We start from the raw sequence: 14,065 nt of genomic DNA on the forward strand, positions 1-14,065 counted from the left end.
TTTATCGGGTTTCGGTGGGGTGACGATTAGACCGCCACTTCTTTACCATCGAGTTTACGAATAACAACCGTTGCCGCGCGTGGACGCAGCACGGTACCAGCAGGCGTTATTTCGGCGGCATTATTCGAATAAGGCCAGTTACCCGGATGCTGAATGTTGGCAAAAACCGAAGTGTAATCGGGGCTGATTGCAAAACCTGTGACTTCGCAATCGTTTGGCCCGACAAAGAAACGCTTCAATTCCATTTGGTTTTCGGCCGTCACACTCGCTTGCTTGTTAGCACTGTCGACTAAGGTCGATGGCACAATCGCCAGCATTTGATCGTTGGTTTCTTCGGCGACTTCTTTGGCACCATTATCGGTTTGCACCCATAAAATACCGCGGGCGTCGAAGGCCAATCCATCGGGGCTGGCAAATTGGTTTAGATCCGTTAAGCCCGACAGGTTGGTCTCGGCATTGCCATCACTCGGTGAGCCAAAGACAAAAATATCCCATGTGAATTCAGTGTCTATATCACCTTCATCCCAACGAATAATATGTCCAAAGGTGTTTTTGAGTCTGGGGTTGGCAGGGTTAGCTTCGGTACGTTTAGAGTTGTTGGTCAGGGTTAAATAGGCTGAACCTGTGAAGGGGTCTACCGCACACCATTCAGGTCGATCCATAGGTGTCGCGCCGACTAAATCCGCTGCACCCGCGGTATTTAAGATAATCTCGGCCAGACTGGCAAAGCTATCACCTAGGGTTTTACCGTCTGTCGTTTGGCTATCTAAGGTTAAAGGTAACCAGACACCACCGCCATTTTCGTTAAACTTAGCGGCATATAATGTTCCTTCATTCATATACTTATCACCCATTTGCAGGCGATTTGAGCTGTTGGCATCCTGTGGATCCCACACCGCATTCGACACAAATTTATATAAGTATTCGAATCGAGAATCGTGGCCAGAGTAGAACACCACAGGCTTACCTTCGGCTAATTTTCCGAAGGTACAACCCTCGTGGCGGAAGCGGCCAAGGGCAGTTCGTTTGATGGCGCGTGAACTTGGATTGTAGGGGTCAATTTCAACGATATAACCGTGGCCATTAGCCTCGTTGCGATAATCATCTTGTGCACTATTGCCCTTTGGCGTGACATCAAAACGCGCGAATTCATCGAGACGTTCCTCGGCGTGACCCGCTAAATCACCCCAGCCATAGCGAGTGCTGCTTTTGCTGATCCCGATGCGCGCTTGATCGGCGGCTAAAGTGCCACGGTTGGCAAAGTAACCCGGCCAGTTTTCTTCGCAGGTCAAATAGGTGCCCCAAGGCGTGTAACCATTACCACAGTTATTTAAGGTGCCACGAGCTTGACTGCCATCGGGGGAGTAACGGGTTTCGAGTAGCGGTGAATAGGCGAGGGGGCCGGCGATATCCATCACAGTTGCGCCAGTAAAGCGGCGGTTATGGTCGTCGTTGTAAACAACTTCCCATTGATTATTAATGAGTTTAATTCTTACCACCGACACGCCGTGGGCATTAATTTCCTTACGGACCTCATCGATTATGGTCCGTAATCCAATGGTTTCATCCACGGTTGGGCCATAAGGATGTAAGGCCATCTCATCGATATATTCATGGTTGATACAGAGTAAACCGTCATCGCCGGCGTCATTCAATGGGAAGAAATGCATGCCATCATGGTGCATACCAACGGAGTTTGCTTGGTCATCGGCGGTATTGCTGCCATCGGCTTTCCAAGGCGCAGCCTTAGAATTTAATGGTGTTCCCCAAGGGGCGAGTACTTGGGCGCTGTAACCTTCGGGTACCACAACCGCATCCAAGCGAGCGCCAGCGACTGATGTGAAGTTTAATTTAGCGCTACTTTGAGTTGGTGGCAGTGGCGGCACGGGATCTATAGGGGTTGGGGCGGGCGAACTGTCTGAACCACAGCCTACTAATCCCACACCTGCAAAAGCGGTCATTGCCCCTAGGCCTAATCCGCTTTTAACAAAATTGCGGCGGGATAAATGTTTATCCAACACTTGATTAAAAGGTTCGTTATTACTTTTATTATAAAGTGTCGGGTCAAAGGTGGCCTTGCTCATATTTTACTCCAGCTAGTACGAAGAATTAAATTTCGAAGCTAAGCCTAAAGTAGCAATATGACACTAAAGCTGAGTTTATATGACAGTAATACTGCAATATGTAAAACTTATTGTTTATTAATTTTATCTTAAAATTGCAGTGTTTTTTAATCAATAGATGAAAAGAGAGTTGTTAATTAAGAGATAATATTGCGGTTAATCTTCTTTTGGCTTGAGGTAATGGCGTAATGAGCGGGGATCCGTATGTCCAGTTCTTGCCATGATATACAATGTATCTCGATTATTTTCATGAAGTTGCGTAACACATCCACTACGCAAACTATGGGCGCCATAATATTGCGCTGGTAAACCTGCCTTTAGACAATATTGTTTAATGATCCGATAAATATCATCACCATTTAAGAATCCACTATTTCGAATGAGTGATGATTTAGATGTGACATTATCACTGACTTGATAAGGTCTTAAGGTTTTTCCATCTCGAGAAATTGAGCGAAATAAATGACCTTCGGTAATTTTACTTTCATTTAACCAGTCCTTGACGGCATTATATGCAGCAAAAGGTTCAGAGTCGGGTAAATTCTTCCATTCCCTTAATCCCTGCTGATTGCTTTTAGAAAAAGGCAGCCGTACTTTTAATTTATCCCGCATAAAACTTAAATATTGTACTTTTAAATTGGCCAATTCTGAGCGGCGAAATCCACCTTGTAGTCCAAGTTGAATAATGGCCTTATCCCTTGAGCGCAACAATGGATGGGGTTGTTGCTCTATCGCTTGGAGCAATAGCTCGACCTCATCGTACATGATTGGTTGCTGATCATAATCTTGGACTTGCCTATGGTGATTACGACTAAGGCCGCGCATCACACGGATCACCAACGGGTGTTCGGTGGGGGATGGAAATCCTGCTTGAATATGATAGTAACGGATCGCGGCTAGCCGAGTCGTTAAGGTTTGCTTTGAAAGCTGAGTCCCACTGCTTGCTTGGAGCAATTCTTTTTGATGACCGATAAAAGAAATAATACTGCGCGGATCGGCGGGTAAGGACTGCAGCTGATGCGCCGTGCAATATTGTTCAAATAGGCCAAAGCTGGTCCGATAAACCCGACGGGTATTGATGGAGATTTCGTATTCAGTTTCGGCGGCCGCGTTAAAAAAATCACTGTGAACCGATTGGGGCAGTGAGCTTTCCTCAAAAAATGGCGTATCCATTTGTTTATCACTTGATGTGAAATTTGATGCTATGCCAGAGGAACGGCTAGGAGCATTTCCACCTGTGGAATAATGGATAATCGATTTAGACATGGGAGTATTTTACGGCCGATAAAACTGGCGCAATTATAAGTAATTTCATTCCTTATCTACCAGTGATAATCGTCATTATCACTGGTAGTGCTGTTGTTTGTATTTTAATTAATCGTATCGATTAAAAAGAAAGCATTATTTAAGATAGAGGAGTAGGCAAGGCGGGCTCAATACGAATTAAATGTATAAGGTGGGTTCAGGTAACAGATTAATAAGCGATAAAGATGAGCCTGGTTTGTTGTTTGTTATTTAGTCAATTACGGCTGTGCGAGTTAAATTTGGCTGGAAAATAACCTGCATTTATTTTGCTAGTCGGTTAACTGTGTTGGTGAGTACCTTTATTTTTAAAAGATGGTTTAACCATTTTATGCGATTAAAAAGTAGCATAAAAATTTAACTTATGATTTGCTGATGTAAAACTGATATGGATTTAGCCATGCTAAAACAGGGGATTAGTGGACAAAAGAAGTGCGAGCTCAACCTCGTTTGTTTGTGGAGTGGAGCGTTTAACCTTGTGCTGTAAAAATGAACCTATAAAATGGTGTAACCATTCTTTTAATTTATAATGTTTGTCGGTATCATGAGTCTATTCATAAACCATTATTAGAAGTATAAAACGATACCAATGACGACAAACACGCTATGGGAATATCATCATGCCGCGCCTACCGCGGGCCGAAAATTATTACTGTTAGATAAAACTGAATTAGTGTTTGCCCTGCCGTTAATTTATCGCATGGTTCATCCCGAAAGTGTCACAGAGCGGGCAGAGTGGTTTCAGTTAAATCAGTCGCAATCCAGTTATACCGAATTAATTGCTAATTTAAATTTACTGGTTCAACTGCGTAAAAAAAATCAGCCCGTTGACCAACAACTGCAATCTGTAAATCGAATGCTGAATCAATATTTCAGTGACTTGGGCTGGCGCATGGTGCGAAAAGAACTTTCACAAATTAAAAAGCGCCAGAAGAAATCCCATATCGAAGTCAGTAAAGATATTATTTTACGTTTGAAGCGTTATATGGAACTCGAACGTTTGGACAGTTTTGATCAAGCGCTCGATACGTTATTATCGGAACATGCCGCGGCCGTAGCAGCCATGGCTGAAGATGATAGTGATGCTTAAAATATTGAAGTGTGATTTTTAACCTTAGCGTACGTGACTTCTTACGGGTGTCACATACACTCAAAGAGAGGCAGTTAAAGCGTGAATATAGCTAATTCGCTTCTGCCACCTCTTTTGTAACTTTCTATTTTTGATGAGTTTTATACAGGGAATAGCATGTCACAGCATAGAACTGTCGCCGTCCTTTGCCGCATCGAACCCGGATGTTTAGGGCCTGATGGACGTGAACATATTGAAGCTTTTTGTGCCTTAGCGCAGCAAGCGATGAAGCACTTTGCCGCCGATGTGGTGACTTGGACGCTAGTGCCCCGTTACGATAAAACACTGCCAGAAATGGAATACAGTATCGCCAACAAAAGTTTATCTCGCGCGCAAGTGACACAGTATTTCAATACCTTAGGTCAAGATGTTGATGCCTTTGAAGAAGCCTTCAATGACAAACTCACCGCCTTTATCAATTTATATTTAGCCAGAAAATCATAGCGACACGCTTACTCGCATTCACTCGCCCATTCATCTGTTTGCGTGGTCGCCAACGCCTCCACACTTGTGGTGGCATAAGGATTTGTTTATGACTTATTCAATAACGCCGTCAGCGAACGCTGTGGATTATGCTTCTTTATTACAGCAACAGTTTGGTTTTGATGGGTTCAGGCAAGGGCAACATGAGGTTGTCTCGCAGTTGTTGTCGGGCCATTCGAGCCTTGCTATTTTCCCCACCGGCTCAGGAAAATCACTCTGTTACCAATTTACCGCTCTGCAACTTCCGCATCTAACCTTAGTGGTATCACCCTTACTGGCGTTGATCAAAGATCAACTGAGTTTTCTGCATGAAAAAGGTATCAAGGCGGCAAGTATCGACTCGACCTTAACGCCTGAATTAACCCAACAGGTCATGCGTGATGCTCGCTCTGGCGAATTAAAACTCTTGATGGTATCGGTTGAACGTTTTAAAAATGAGCGCTTTAGGCAATTTATTCAATCAATTCCTATCTCTATGCTGGTTGTCGATGAAGCGCACTGCATCTCGGAATGGGGGCATAATTTTCGCCCCGACTATTTAAAGCTTCCCGATTATCGCCGTGAATTAGCAATTCCATTGGTGCTGTTACTCACGGCGACCGCGACACGTAAAGTGAAACTGGATATGGCGGCGCGTTTCGATATCAAGCCACAACATATTGTTCAAACAGGCTTTTATCGTTCAAACCTCGACTTGACGGTCTTGCCTGTAGCAAGCCAACACAAACTGACGGCACTGCAACAACAGCTTAATCACTTTACTGGTGCGGGGATTGTGTATGTGACTTTGCAGCATACTGCGGAGGATGTTGCCGCGAAACTTTGCCAAATGGGCTTTGATGCGAGTGCCTATCATGCGGGGTTTGAGGATGAAAAACGTCAGCAAATTCAGCAGGATTTTATGCAAGGTAAGATCCGCATCGTGGTTGCGACTATCGCCTTTGGTATGGGCATAGACAAAAGCAATATTCGCTTTGTGGTTCACTACGATCTGCCTAAATCCATAGAGAATTATTGCCAAGAAATTGGCCGTGCAGGAAGGGATGGTCAGCTCTCCCATTGTGTGACTTTGGCGAATTTAGATGGCATAAACACGGTCGAAAATTTTGTTTACGGCGATACGCCGGAACTGGCCAGTATTACTGCCGTGATTGATAACATTCGCGAAGAAACCCATAACGGACGTTGGGAGCTGCAACTTCATCAGCTATCAAATGTGAGTAATATCAGGCAGCTCCCCCTTAAAACCTTGCTAGTTCAGCTTGAAATGATGGGCGTGATTAAGCCGCTATATGCTTATTACGCCGATATCAGTTACCGTTTTATTGAGCCACAGGCGCAGATCTTGAGCCAGTTTTCCCCCGAGCGTCAGGCATTTTTAAATGACATCTTTACCCATACTCAGATGAAGCGAGTATGGGGCAGTTTAGATTTTTCCGCGCTCTACCAAGCCACAGGTGCGGAACGTACTCGAGTATTAGCGGCATTAGAATATCTTGCCAGTCAGCAGCTTATCGAATTGGAAGCTAAGCGAGTAACGGATGTTTATCAAGTGAATACTGAGGTGCTAGCACAGGGGCATTTAGCCGACGGGCTCCATCAATACTTTACCGACAAAGAGGCGAAAGAAGTCGCCCGTATTGCCCAGTTAGTGCGATTTTTTGAGCTAACGACTTGCTTAAATTACAATTTGGCCCGCTATTTTGATGATAATGCCGCGCCTCAATCCTGTGGTCATTGCAGTGTATGCCGTGGCCAATTGGCTAAATTGACGTATTCCGACGTGCCAAAGTGGCCTGATGATGCGCAGCTTAAGGCCGATTTGCATGAGCTGGAGCGCGCGGCGGAGTCGAAAGGTCTAGCTTCATTATCCTTAGATACTCAATGCCGGTTTTTGGCTGGCATGACATTACCGCTGTTTACTCGCCTACAAGTACGGAAATTATCGGGTTTTGGTCGCTGCGAACACCTCAGATATGCAGAAATTAAAGCTAAATTAGCGCAGTTAGCCGACGCACCTTGCTGATAAAAAAAGGGCATATCTTGTGAGATATGCCCTTTATATCACCGCAGTAATACCTTTAAATAAACAACTTATATTGATGCACGTTTATTTAGCGTAGTGATAAGTTGAATCGACTTTCCAGGTTCTAAAGCGCAGCTCTGTGCCTTCTGGTAGATAAAATACCTTAGGCAAACGGCTGTCGTAACGCATTTTAAGTTCACCAGGAATGCGGACAAAGGCTTCTTTTTTTGCCATCTCTAAACAGGCCATCATAGTGCTTGGGCCTTCTGAGACTTCAGACACTTGATAATAGCTATAACCCCATCCCTTAACCGAGAGTTCTTTTAACTCGCCGTTCAAACCATGCTTATTACAGTCGACTAATTGGGTCTGGCCAATTTGGATTTCAACCATGTAATCGTCTTCATTTTCTAGTTTAGGTAAGGTCAAAATATGTTGCACCATACCCGCCTCAGGTGCAGGAAACATTTTCGTGGCTTCTTGCTCGGCATAATTTTTATGGTTGAAACTCGCGACACTGATCATAGGTGCATTTAATCCCGTTGGATGTGGTAGGCTCACTGCTGCGGCATTAAAAGACAGTAATGCAAAGGCAAGGGGAAGAGCCGCAGTGTTAAATACGTGAGTCAATTTCATAATATTCTCCTTTTGAATGTCATTAAGGTATAGAGCGGATGGATGTACCATCATTTGCTGTATTCCTATCCTTGTAAACGCTGTAGCAGGTAAAAAGGGTTAATCTTTTCTAAAATTTTTTCAAAAAAACTGGGGTTTTTCTGCAACATTATGAAAATAAAGCTTTTAAAATTTAAGCGCTAGTTTAATTTCTGTCGTTATTTTATCTTAATTTTGGACATCCTCATCGATTAAATGAATCACTGATTCAACTTGATATTTATGATACCAACCGACTCATGATAAATTTTAATCTGAAACGAAACTCTCTCATTCGAGCTAAAAGTCTAACTGAGAGTTGTCTCTATTCATTTGCATGAACAAACATCTAGGTTAAACAGTGCTCTGGGCCTGCAAGTGTCCGTTGGGTAGGTTTGCTATCCATTGAGAAGGATGCATAAGCTGCGCAGACCAGTTATCCAAAAGCAAAAATGCGCAGTTTGCGTTTTAGGAAATTGCGGTGGGAGGAATCCATGATCTTCCCCATGGATTGAAATGTTCTTTCCTGCCTGAACTTTTCGCAAATGTTAATTTTATTTCAGCTTAATTTACAATTTGGTCACAATTCGGCCTAAAATAAGGCGTTTTGATGTCTCAAACAGAGTTGCTTTGATTTACATCACAATTTTCAATCTCCTACCATCAGATTATTTACGGGCTATTGCACCGTTAAATTGAGTGGGAGTATAAAATGAAATGTTCCAACTTTATGTTATTGTTTTTAAGTATGTTTTTAGTGGCTTGTGGCGGTAACAGCGACACGAGTAACAATCCTTCCCCTAATACCCCGACAACTGGCAGCTCAACTGGCACATTGAGCATAGCGCTATCTGACGCTCCGATGAGAGGAGTGACAGGGGTGATGTTGCAGTTAGATGAGTTGGTGATGACCGATGAATCTAATGTTCAGCATCATTACTCCCTGCAAGGTCAACATGTGGACCTTATTGACTATCAAGGCAGCCATAGTTTGAAGGTTGTAGATGGGCTGACAATGCCTATCGGTAACTATCACAATGTTTATATGTCCGTTATTCAAGGTGATGGGAACAATGGTTGCTATGTTGAAGATGATCAGGGGATCCATGTAATGCAGGTTCAGGATGGTAGGATCCCACTGATGGACTTTGCGGTGGTCGCAAACCAACACCACAGCTTTACCGCTGAGATAGGGCTTTATATGGGGCTTCATCAAGATCAGGAGCATAACTATACATTAAGCCACCATGGAAGTTGGTCGGTAAACAACCGATATATGGGGCATCTGCTTGGGGAAGTGGATCCTCAATGGATAGCTGAATGTGAGACTCAGCATTCCGCCATGCTTCCCATCAATAGTGAATACATGCACTTAGCCTACTTATATCCCAATACCGTGACTAGCCTTACCCAGATGGGGGATGTTAATGATGCAATGTCTGCGGGACATATTTCTGCCATCGCCGTTGCCCCATTAAGACAAGATAGTGCTGGAAACTGGTACTTTGAGATGGGCTATTTACCCGAAGGCACATATCGTGTGGGCTATAGCTGTTTAGGTGATTTAGATGATCCACACAGAGATGATATCAACAGTGGCTTATTTTCTATGTTTGCAGATGCAGGCACAGTGACAATTGACGCGGGCACCGATGGTGGAAGTCATACTGTGATGCAGTGCGGTAGGGGGAATGGCGGTCATCACGGAGGTTAATCGCCCATTTCTAACTGTCGAACGAAATATTGAGTTAACCCTAAGCTATTATTATTGAATAATAATATTTTAGAAAGTTAATTACAGCAATGCCTTGTCTATTAAGATAAGGCATTTTTTGGTCCTCATTTTGTGAAATGTTTAAATGCCGTGACAGTCTTCATCTTTGAGTCACTTTAGGATAAAGCAGTCGCTAACGTGATGATTATCGCAGGAGACTAAGGATGATAGCGATGCTTCGAGTTTTGCAAGCTCCCGTTGAGTTTGACGAATATGCTCGAGTTGTTCGGCAATAATGTCATCGAGCACTTGGCTATCGACTCCACAGGCTTAAAGGTTTACGGCGAAGGTGACTTGGAAAGTGAAGAAATAGGGTACAGATGGCAAACGCCGAGTGTGGCGTAAACGACACATTACCGTTGATACACATACTCACGAGATTATTGCTGCAGAGTTCAGCTTATCAAAGGTGACCGACGCTGAAGTCATGCCGAATTTGCTCAAACAAACCCATCGAAAAATCCGCAATATCTCAGGTGATGGTGCATACGATACGAGAGCCTATGATGATGCCGTTCGTCGAAAACGCGCTTTTGTGCTCATCCCGCCTCGGGAAGGTGCAGCGCTCTGGGAACCAGGACATCCACGTAACTTAGCGGTCAGTTGGCAACAACTTCATGGTTCAAATAAACAGTGTAAGAAGCGCTATGGGTATCATAGTCGGTCAATCTCCGAAACGGCCATGTACAGTATGAAGCAACTACTAGGTGGCAGATAAGCCTGCGAAATTATAACGGTCAGGAAGGAGAAACTTACGCGATGATAAGGGCGTTTAACAAGCTTACAGGGCTAGGCATGCCTGAAACTCACTATGTAGCTTAATAATTGAACAGCCATAGGGCGCTTTGTTCGCTGAGTCGATTTAGGAAACAAAGCCACGGCATGGTTCAGAATATCCGCCCTGTCTTTGACAATCGATTCAATTTAACGCCATTGCCGGGGGAAAGTATCGTTAATGGCTTTGTTCTGTTTCGATACCGACTTTCTGGTGAGAACGGCCTTGGCGGTTCGTCAGTGACAATTGATAATCTAGACCGCACAACAATGGATGCGTTGATTAATGTCTCTATGTTGGATGGCTCTAGGTACAGTTTACTGTTAAAGCCAAGAGAGAATTCTGTGGTTATTCCTGAGGTTCAAACTGGCTGGCAGTTAGTCTATTCCTACACTCGTCTTGGTGTAGAGCATATTCTTGAAGGGTGGGATCACTTAGCGTTTGTCGCAGCACTGATGCTCATAGTCAGTGGCTGGCCAATGTTATTTAAAACCATTACAGCCTTTACTCTGGCACACTCAATTACACTAGCCTTAGCAACATTGGAATATTTAACGCTTCCACCACCTCCGGTAGAAGCATTAATTGCTCTGAGCATAGTATTCATTGCGTCAGAAGCCGTCCATCTTCGTCAAGGAAGACAAACGTTAGCCAGTCGCTGGCCTTGGATTCTGGCGTTTACATTCGGTTTACTACACGGTTTTGGCTTTGCTGGTGCGCTTAAGGAAATAGGTCTTCCCCAAAGTGATGTACCAATGGCATTACTCTTCTTTAACGTGGGGGTCGAGTTAGGGCAACTGATGTTTATCAGCGCAATACTTGCGCTAGTTTCACTATATCGTAAAGTTGCCAGAGTACCTAAGCGAGCACCGATTTTCACGGCTTACTGTTTAGGTGCATTAGCCACATTTTGGTTAATAGAACGATTAGATCTTATGTTTGTTAGTTCGTGACGGCGAGTTTAGCAAAGGGGAGTGCATGTTTGAATGTTTTAGGAAAATCTAGAACAGGCATGAAGATTTTATCTTAGGCACAAATATGCATCTAAAACCCTACTGGGGTAAATCATAATAAATTGAGATTTTATAGCGAGGTAAAGCAAGATATGGTACACCCGAGTGGACTCGAACCACCGACCCCTACCATGTCAAGGTAGTGCTCTAACCAACTGAGCTACGGGTGCACTGTTTGAATTTCAAAATTTAGACTCTTTGAAGAGAGTGGTACACCCGAGTGGACTCGAACCACCGACCCCTACCATGTCAAGGTAGTGCTCTAACCAACTGAGCTACGGGTGCATTGTTTTAATCGTTACGACAACACTACTTTGCGTTGTGCTTCGGAACGAGCGCTATATTAGGGGGATAGCGAAAGGCTGGCAAGCAAAAAAATGAATTTTATTGCCAAATGGTGAATTGCTGTGCAACTTGTCCAGTGTTTCAGCAAAGTTGTTGATAAAACGGCAAGTTAGATTGTTATGCAAGCCAAAATCACCCCGCACGGAATAAAACGGCGAGCATTTAGCTCGCCGTTTATCTTTCCATCTGCTTAGTGATGCACGCTGTCGCCTTCAATCAAACTTAAATGCACACCATGCTTTTGAATATAACGAAGGCGGATGAAAAACAGCAGCGCCGCCGAGGTGAGGCCTGCAATTAATCCTGTCCAAAAACCATGGGCGCCCATGGCGGGGACGATTAAGTCGGTATACGCCAAGGTGTAACCTAATGTCATGCCGATGCCCCAATAGGAGAATAGCGTAATGTAAAACGCACTGCGGGTATCTTTATATCCACGCAAGGCGCCGGCGGCGACCACTTGGACAGAGTCAGATAATTGATACAGCGCGGCCATCAGCATCAAACTGCCCGCAAGTACCACCACTTCGGGATCGCCGTTATACAACTCGGCGATTTGGAAACGGAATAACACAGTTAAGATTGCCGTCGACAATGCCAATGAAAGCGCCAACCACAATCCGACCTTTGCCACCACGGCAGAAATATCCGCACGATCGCGGCCGAGGTAGTAGCCAATACGAATCGAGACGGCAATACCTATCGAAAGTGGCAACATAAATACTATGGCGGAGAAGTTCAACGCAATCTGATGGCTGGCCACCACAGTCGCGCCTAATGGCGCCAGCAGCAGGGCGATAATCGCAAACAGGCTCACCTCAAAGAAGAGCGCCATCGCAATCGGCATCCCAAGCTTCGTCATCTTCTTCATCGTGGTAAAATCGGGGCGATGGAACTGGCTAAAGGGCGCCAATGCAGCAAACTTTTTATGGAACTGCATATAAATCGTCATGGCTATTAACATGGCCCAAAAGACTAAAGCAGTCGCGACACCACAACCTGCGCCGCCCATGGCTGGCACGCCGAAATGGCCATAGATAAAGATATAGTTTGCCGGGATATTCACCGCTAACCCCACGAATCCGATGATCATGGTCGGTAATGTGTAAGAAATCCCTTCACTGCAACCGCGTAATACCTGATAGAGCACAAATGCGGGCGCGCCCCATAAAATACCGTCGATATATCCTATGGTTAAGTTGTACAATTGGGGCTCTAAATTCATATGGCTAAGCACGAGTGGCGCGGATGCGAGAAACGCCATCACGCCAAGGCCACCAATTAAGGCCAGATAAGCGCCTTGAAACGCCAGCGGTTGAATGGCTTTCTGATTGTTTGCGCCATTGTGATGGGCAAATAACGGCGTAAACGCCATCAACAACCCTTGGACAAATAAGATGGCGGGTAACCAAAGACTAGTTCCTACGGCCACGGCGGCCATATCGACAGCACTGACGCGGCCCGCCATAACAGTATCGATAAACCCCATCATGGTTTGTGTCACTTGGGCGATCAACACTGGGAGTGCGAGTTGAATTAAGCGTTTGGCCTGAAAGCCTGAATGATTCATAAATACAGCCTTTAACGAATAAGCGAGCAAAAAATGTTTACTGGTATAGTTCAAGCCACCTGTGAGGTGGTTGCAATACATAAGAAAGATGGCCTAAATACCCTTGAGGTAGCGTTTAAACCTGATTTGCATGAGGGACTTGCGATCGGTGCAAGTGTGGCAAATAACGGGGTATGTCTGACGGTGACTCAGGTCGTTGATGATAGGGTATTTTTCGATGTAGTGGAAGAGACCTTAAGGTTGACAAACCTTGCCAATTTGACCGTTGGCCAGCGGGTGAACATTGAGCGTTCTTTGACGTTTGGCAGCGAAATCGGCGGCCATATCCTCTCGGGACACATTCATACTAAGGCGAAAGTGAGCCACATTAGTCACACCGAGCAGCATTATGATCTAACCTTAAGCGTCGAGCCCAAATGGATGAACTATATCCTTTATAAAGGTTTTGTCGGGGTAAACGGTTGCAGCTTAACGGTAGGCGAGGTGACCGAAAGCAGTTTTATGCTGCACTTGATCCCAGAAACCCTCAAATTAACCAATTTAGGCCAGTGTCAGGTCGGAGATGAGTTAAATATCGAAATTGACAGCCAAACCCAAGCGATCGTCGACACCGTCGAACGCGTGCTGGCCAAACGTTTTAGCGGCCAATCTTAATCAAGATGCCTAGTAAATTTGCTCGTCGTCCGAGTCAATATATAACTCTATGGTGCGGCGGGCATCATCCACATGTAAACGCAGGTGGATGGGATTGCAACAAATTCGGCAGTCATCGTAATAATCCTGATCGCCACTGCTGGCATCAATACTAATATGTTGATGGTGTCCGCAGTGGGGGCAGGCAATCACTTTATTCATGATCCTCATGGCGCAA

11 protein-coding genes, 2 tRNA genes and 1 pseudogene are annotated in these 14,065 nt (G+C 44.7%); 7 read left to right on the plus strand and 7 right to left on the minus strand.

Annotation, left to right across the window (positions count from 1 at the left end; translation table 11 throughout):
- Window positions 1-26 precede the first annotated feature (26 nt).
- The gene (locus SHEWMR4_RS10210) at window positions 27-2,084 is read right to left on the minus strand and encodes a PhoX family protein (protein ID WP_011622712.1); all 2,058 of its coding nucleotides are present in this window, start codon (window positions 2,082-2,084) and stop codon (window positions 27-29) included.
- 195 nt (window positions 2,085-2,279) lie between these two features.
- Complete coding sequence (locus SHEWMR4_RS10215; protein ID WP_011622713.1) at window positions 2,280-3,389, minus strand: tyrosine-type recombinase/integrase; 1,110 nt, start codon at window positions 3,387-3,389, stop codon at window positions 2,280-2,282.
- Window positions 3,390-4,014: 625 nt separating this feature from the next.
- On the opposite strand from SHEWMR4_RS10215, the gene SHEWMR4_RS10220 reads away from it, so the two are divergent.
- The 3 genes from SHEWMR4_RS10220 (at window position 4,015) to SHEWMR4_RS10230 (ending at window position 7,063) form a co-directional block, all read left to right on the plus strand.
- Entirely contained in the window at window positions 4,015-4,515 is a 501-nt protein-coding gene (locus tag SHEWMR4_RS10220) for a hypothetical protein (protein ID WP_011622714.1), read from the plus strand.
- Between the two features lie 156 nt (window positions 4,516-4,671).
- Window positions 4,672-4,998: a hypothetical protein gene (locus SHEWMR4_RS10225; protein WP_011622715.1), complete on the plus strand. Its 327-nt coding sequence runs from the start codon at window positions 4,672-4,674 to the stop codon at window positions 4,996-4,998.
- A gap of 88 nt (window positions 4,999-5,086) precedes the next feature.
- Window positions 5,087-7,063 (plus strand): ATP-dependent DNA helicase RecQ, encoded by a 1,977-nt coding sequence (locus tag SHEWMR4_RS10230; RefSeq protein WP_011622716.1) that lies wholly within the window; start codon window positions 5,087-5,089, stop codon window positions 7,061-7,063.
- 84 nt (window positions 7,064-7,147) lie between these two features.
- Here the strand turns inward: SHEWMR4_RS10230 and eco are convergent, their stop codons facing one another.
- Window positions 7,148-7,699: a serine protease inhibitor ecotin gene (eco, locus tag SHEWMR4_RS10235; RefSeq protein WP_011622717.1), complete on the minus strand. Its 552-nt coding sequence runs from the start codon at window positions 7,697-7,699 to the stop codon at window positions 7,148-7,150.
- 730 nt (window positions 7,700-8,429) lie between these two features.
- On the opposite strand from eco, the gene SHEWMR4_RS10240 reads away from it, so the two are divergent.
- The 3 genes and pseudogenes from SHEWMR4_RS10240 to SHEWMR4_RS10250 all read left to right on the plus strand — a co-directional run bounded on the left by SHEWMR4_RS10240 (window position 8,430) and on the right by SHEWMR4_RS10250 (window position 11,219).
- Entirely contained in the window at window positions 8,430-9,431 is a 1,002-nt protein-coding gene (locus SHEWMR4_RS10240; RefSeq protein ID WP_011622718.1) for a DUF4382 domain-containing protein, read from the plus strand.
- 300 nt (window positions 9,432-9,731) lie between these two features.
- A pseudogene (locus tag SHEWMR4_RS10245) lies at window positions 9,732-10,313 on the plus strand (IS5 family transposase); the annotation flags it as partial.
- A 60-nt stretch (window positions 10,314-10,373) separates the two neighbouring features.
- Complete coding sequence (locus SHEWMR4_RS10250) at window positions 10,374-11,219, plus strand: HupE/UreJ family protein (RefSeq protein WP_011622719.1); 846 nt, start codon at window positions 10,374-10,376, stop codon at window positions 11,217-11,219.
- Between the two features lie 153 nt (window positions 11,220-11,372).
- Here SHEWMR4_RS10250 and SHEWMR4_RS10255 read toward each other — a convergent pair.
- The 3 genes from SHEWMR4_RS10255 to SHEWMR4_RS10265 form a co-directional block, all read right to left on the minus strand.
- Window positions 11,373-11,449: transfer RNA gene (locus SHEWMR4_RS10255), tRNA-Val, on the minus strand.
- Between the two features lie 38 nt (window positions 11,450-11,487).
- Window positions 11,488-11,564: transfer RNA gene (locus SHEWMR4_RS10260), tRNA-Val, on the minus strand.
- A gap of 250 nt (window positions 11,565-11,814) precedes the next feature.
- Window positions 11,815-13,194: an MATE family efflux transporter gene (locus tag SHEWMR4_RS10265; RefSeq protein ID WP_011622720.1), complete on the minus strand. Its 1,380-nt coding sequence runs from the start codon at window positions 13,192-13,194 to the stop codon at window positions 11,815-11,817.
- 33 nt (window positions 13,195-13,227) lie between these two features.
- Here SHEWMR4_RS10265 and SHEWMR4_RS10270 point away from each other — a divergent pair, with 33 nt between their 5' ends.
- The gene (locus tag SHEWMR4_RS10270) at window positions 13,228-13,848 is read left to right on the plus strand and encodes a riboflavin synthase (protein WP_011622721.1); all 621 of its coding nucleotides are present in this window, start codon (window positions 13,228-13,230) and stop codon (window positions 13,846-13,848) included.
- 9 nt (window positions 13,849-13,857) lie between these two features.
- Here the strand turns inward: SHEWMR4_RS10270 and SHEWMR4_RS10275 are convergent, their stop codons facing one another.
- Window positions 13,858-14,058: a CPXCG motif-containing cysteine-rich protein gene (locus SHEWMR4_RS10275; RefSeq protein ID WP_011622722.1), complete on the minus strand. Its 201-nt coding sequence runs from the start codon at window positions 14,056-14,058 to the stop codon at window positions 13,858-13,860.
- Window positions 14,059-14,065: the final 7 nt, after the last annotated feature.

It is taken from the genome of Shewanella sp. MR-4 (assembly GCF_000014685.1).
Lineage (GTDB): Bacteria > Pseudomonadota > Gammaproteobacteria > Enterobacterales > Shewanellaceae > Shewanella.

Bases quoted from the DNA above. Each gene is read 5' to 3' on its own strand.
- SHEWMR4_RS10265 (WP_011622720.1), bottom strand. From the start codon at position 13,194: ATGAATCATTCAGGCTTTCAGGCCAAACGCTTAATTCAACTCGCACTC.
- SHEWMR4_RS10225 (WP_011622715.1), top strand. From the start codon at position 4,672: ATGTCACAGCATAGAACTGTCGCCGTCCTTTGCCGCATCGAACCCGGA.
- SHEWMR4_RS10270 (WP_011622721.1), top strand. From the start codon at position 13,228: ATGTTTACTGGTATAGTTCAAGCCACCTGTGAGGTGGTTGCAATACAT.
- SHEWMR4_RS10220 (WP_011622714.1), top strand. From the start codon at position 4,015: ATGACGACAAACACGCTATGGGAATATCATCATGCCGCGCCTACCGCG.
- SHEWMR4_RS10215 (WP_011622713.1), bottom strand. From the start codon at position 3,389: ATGTCTAAATCGATTATCCATTATTCCACAGGTGGAAATGCTCCTAGC.
- SHEWMR4_RS10250 (WP_011622719.1), top strand. From the start codon at position 10,374: ATGGTTCAGAATATCCGCCCTGTCTTTGACAATCGATTCAATTTAACG.
- SHEWMR4_RS10210 (WP_011622712.1), bottom strand. From the start codon at position 2,084: ATGAGCAAGGCCACCTTTGACCCGACACTTTATAATAAAAGTAATAAC.
- SHEWMR4_RS10240 (WP_011622718.1), top strand. From the start codon at position 8,430: ATGAAATGTTCCAACTTTATGTTATTGTTTTTAAGTATGTTTTTAGTG.
- SHEWMR4_RS10230 (WP_011622716.1), top strand. From the start codon at position 5,087: ATGACTTATTCAATAACGCCGTCAGCGAACGCTGTGGATTATGCTTCT.
- SHEWMR4_RS10275 (WP_011622722.1), bottom strand. From the start codon at position 14,058: ATGAGGATCATGAATAAAGTGATTGCCTGCCCCCACTGCGGACACCAT.
- eco (WP_011622717.1), bottom strand. From the start codon at position 7,699: ATGAAATTGACTCACGTATTTAACACTGCGGCTCTTCCCCTTGCCTTT.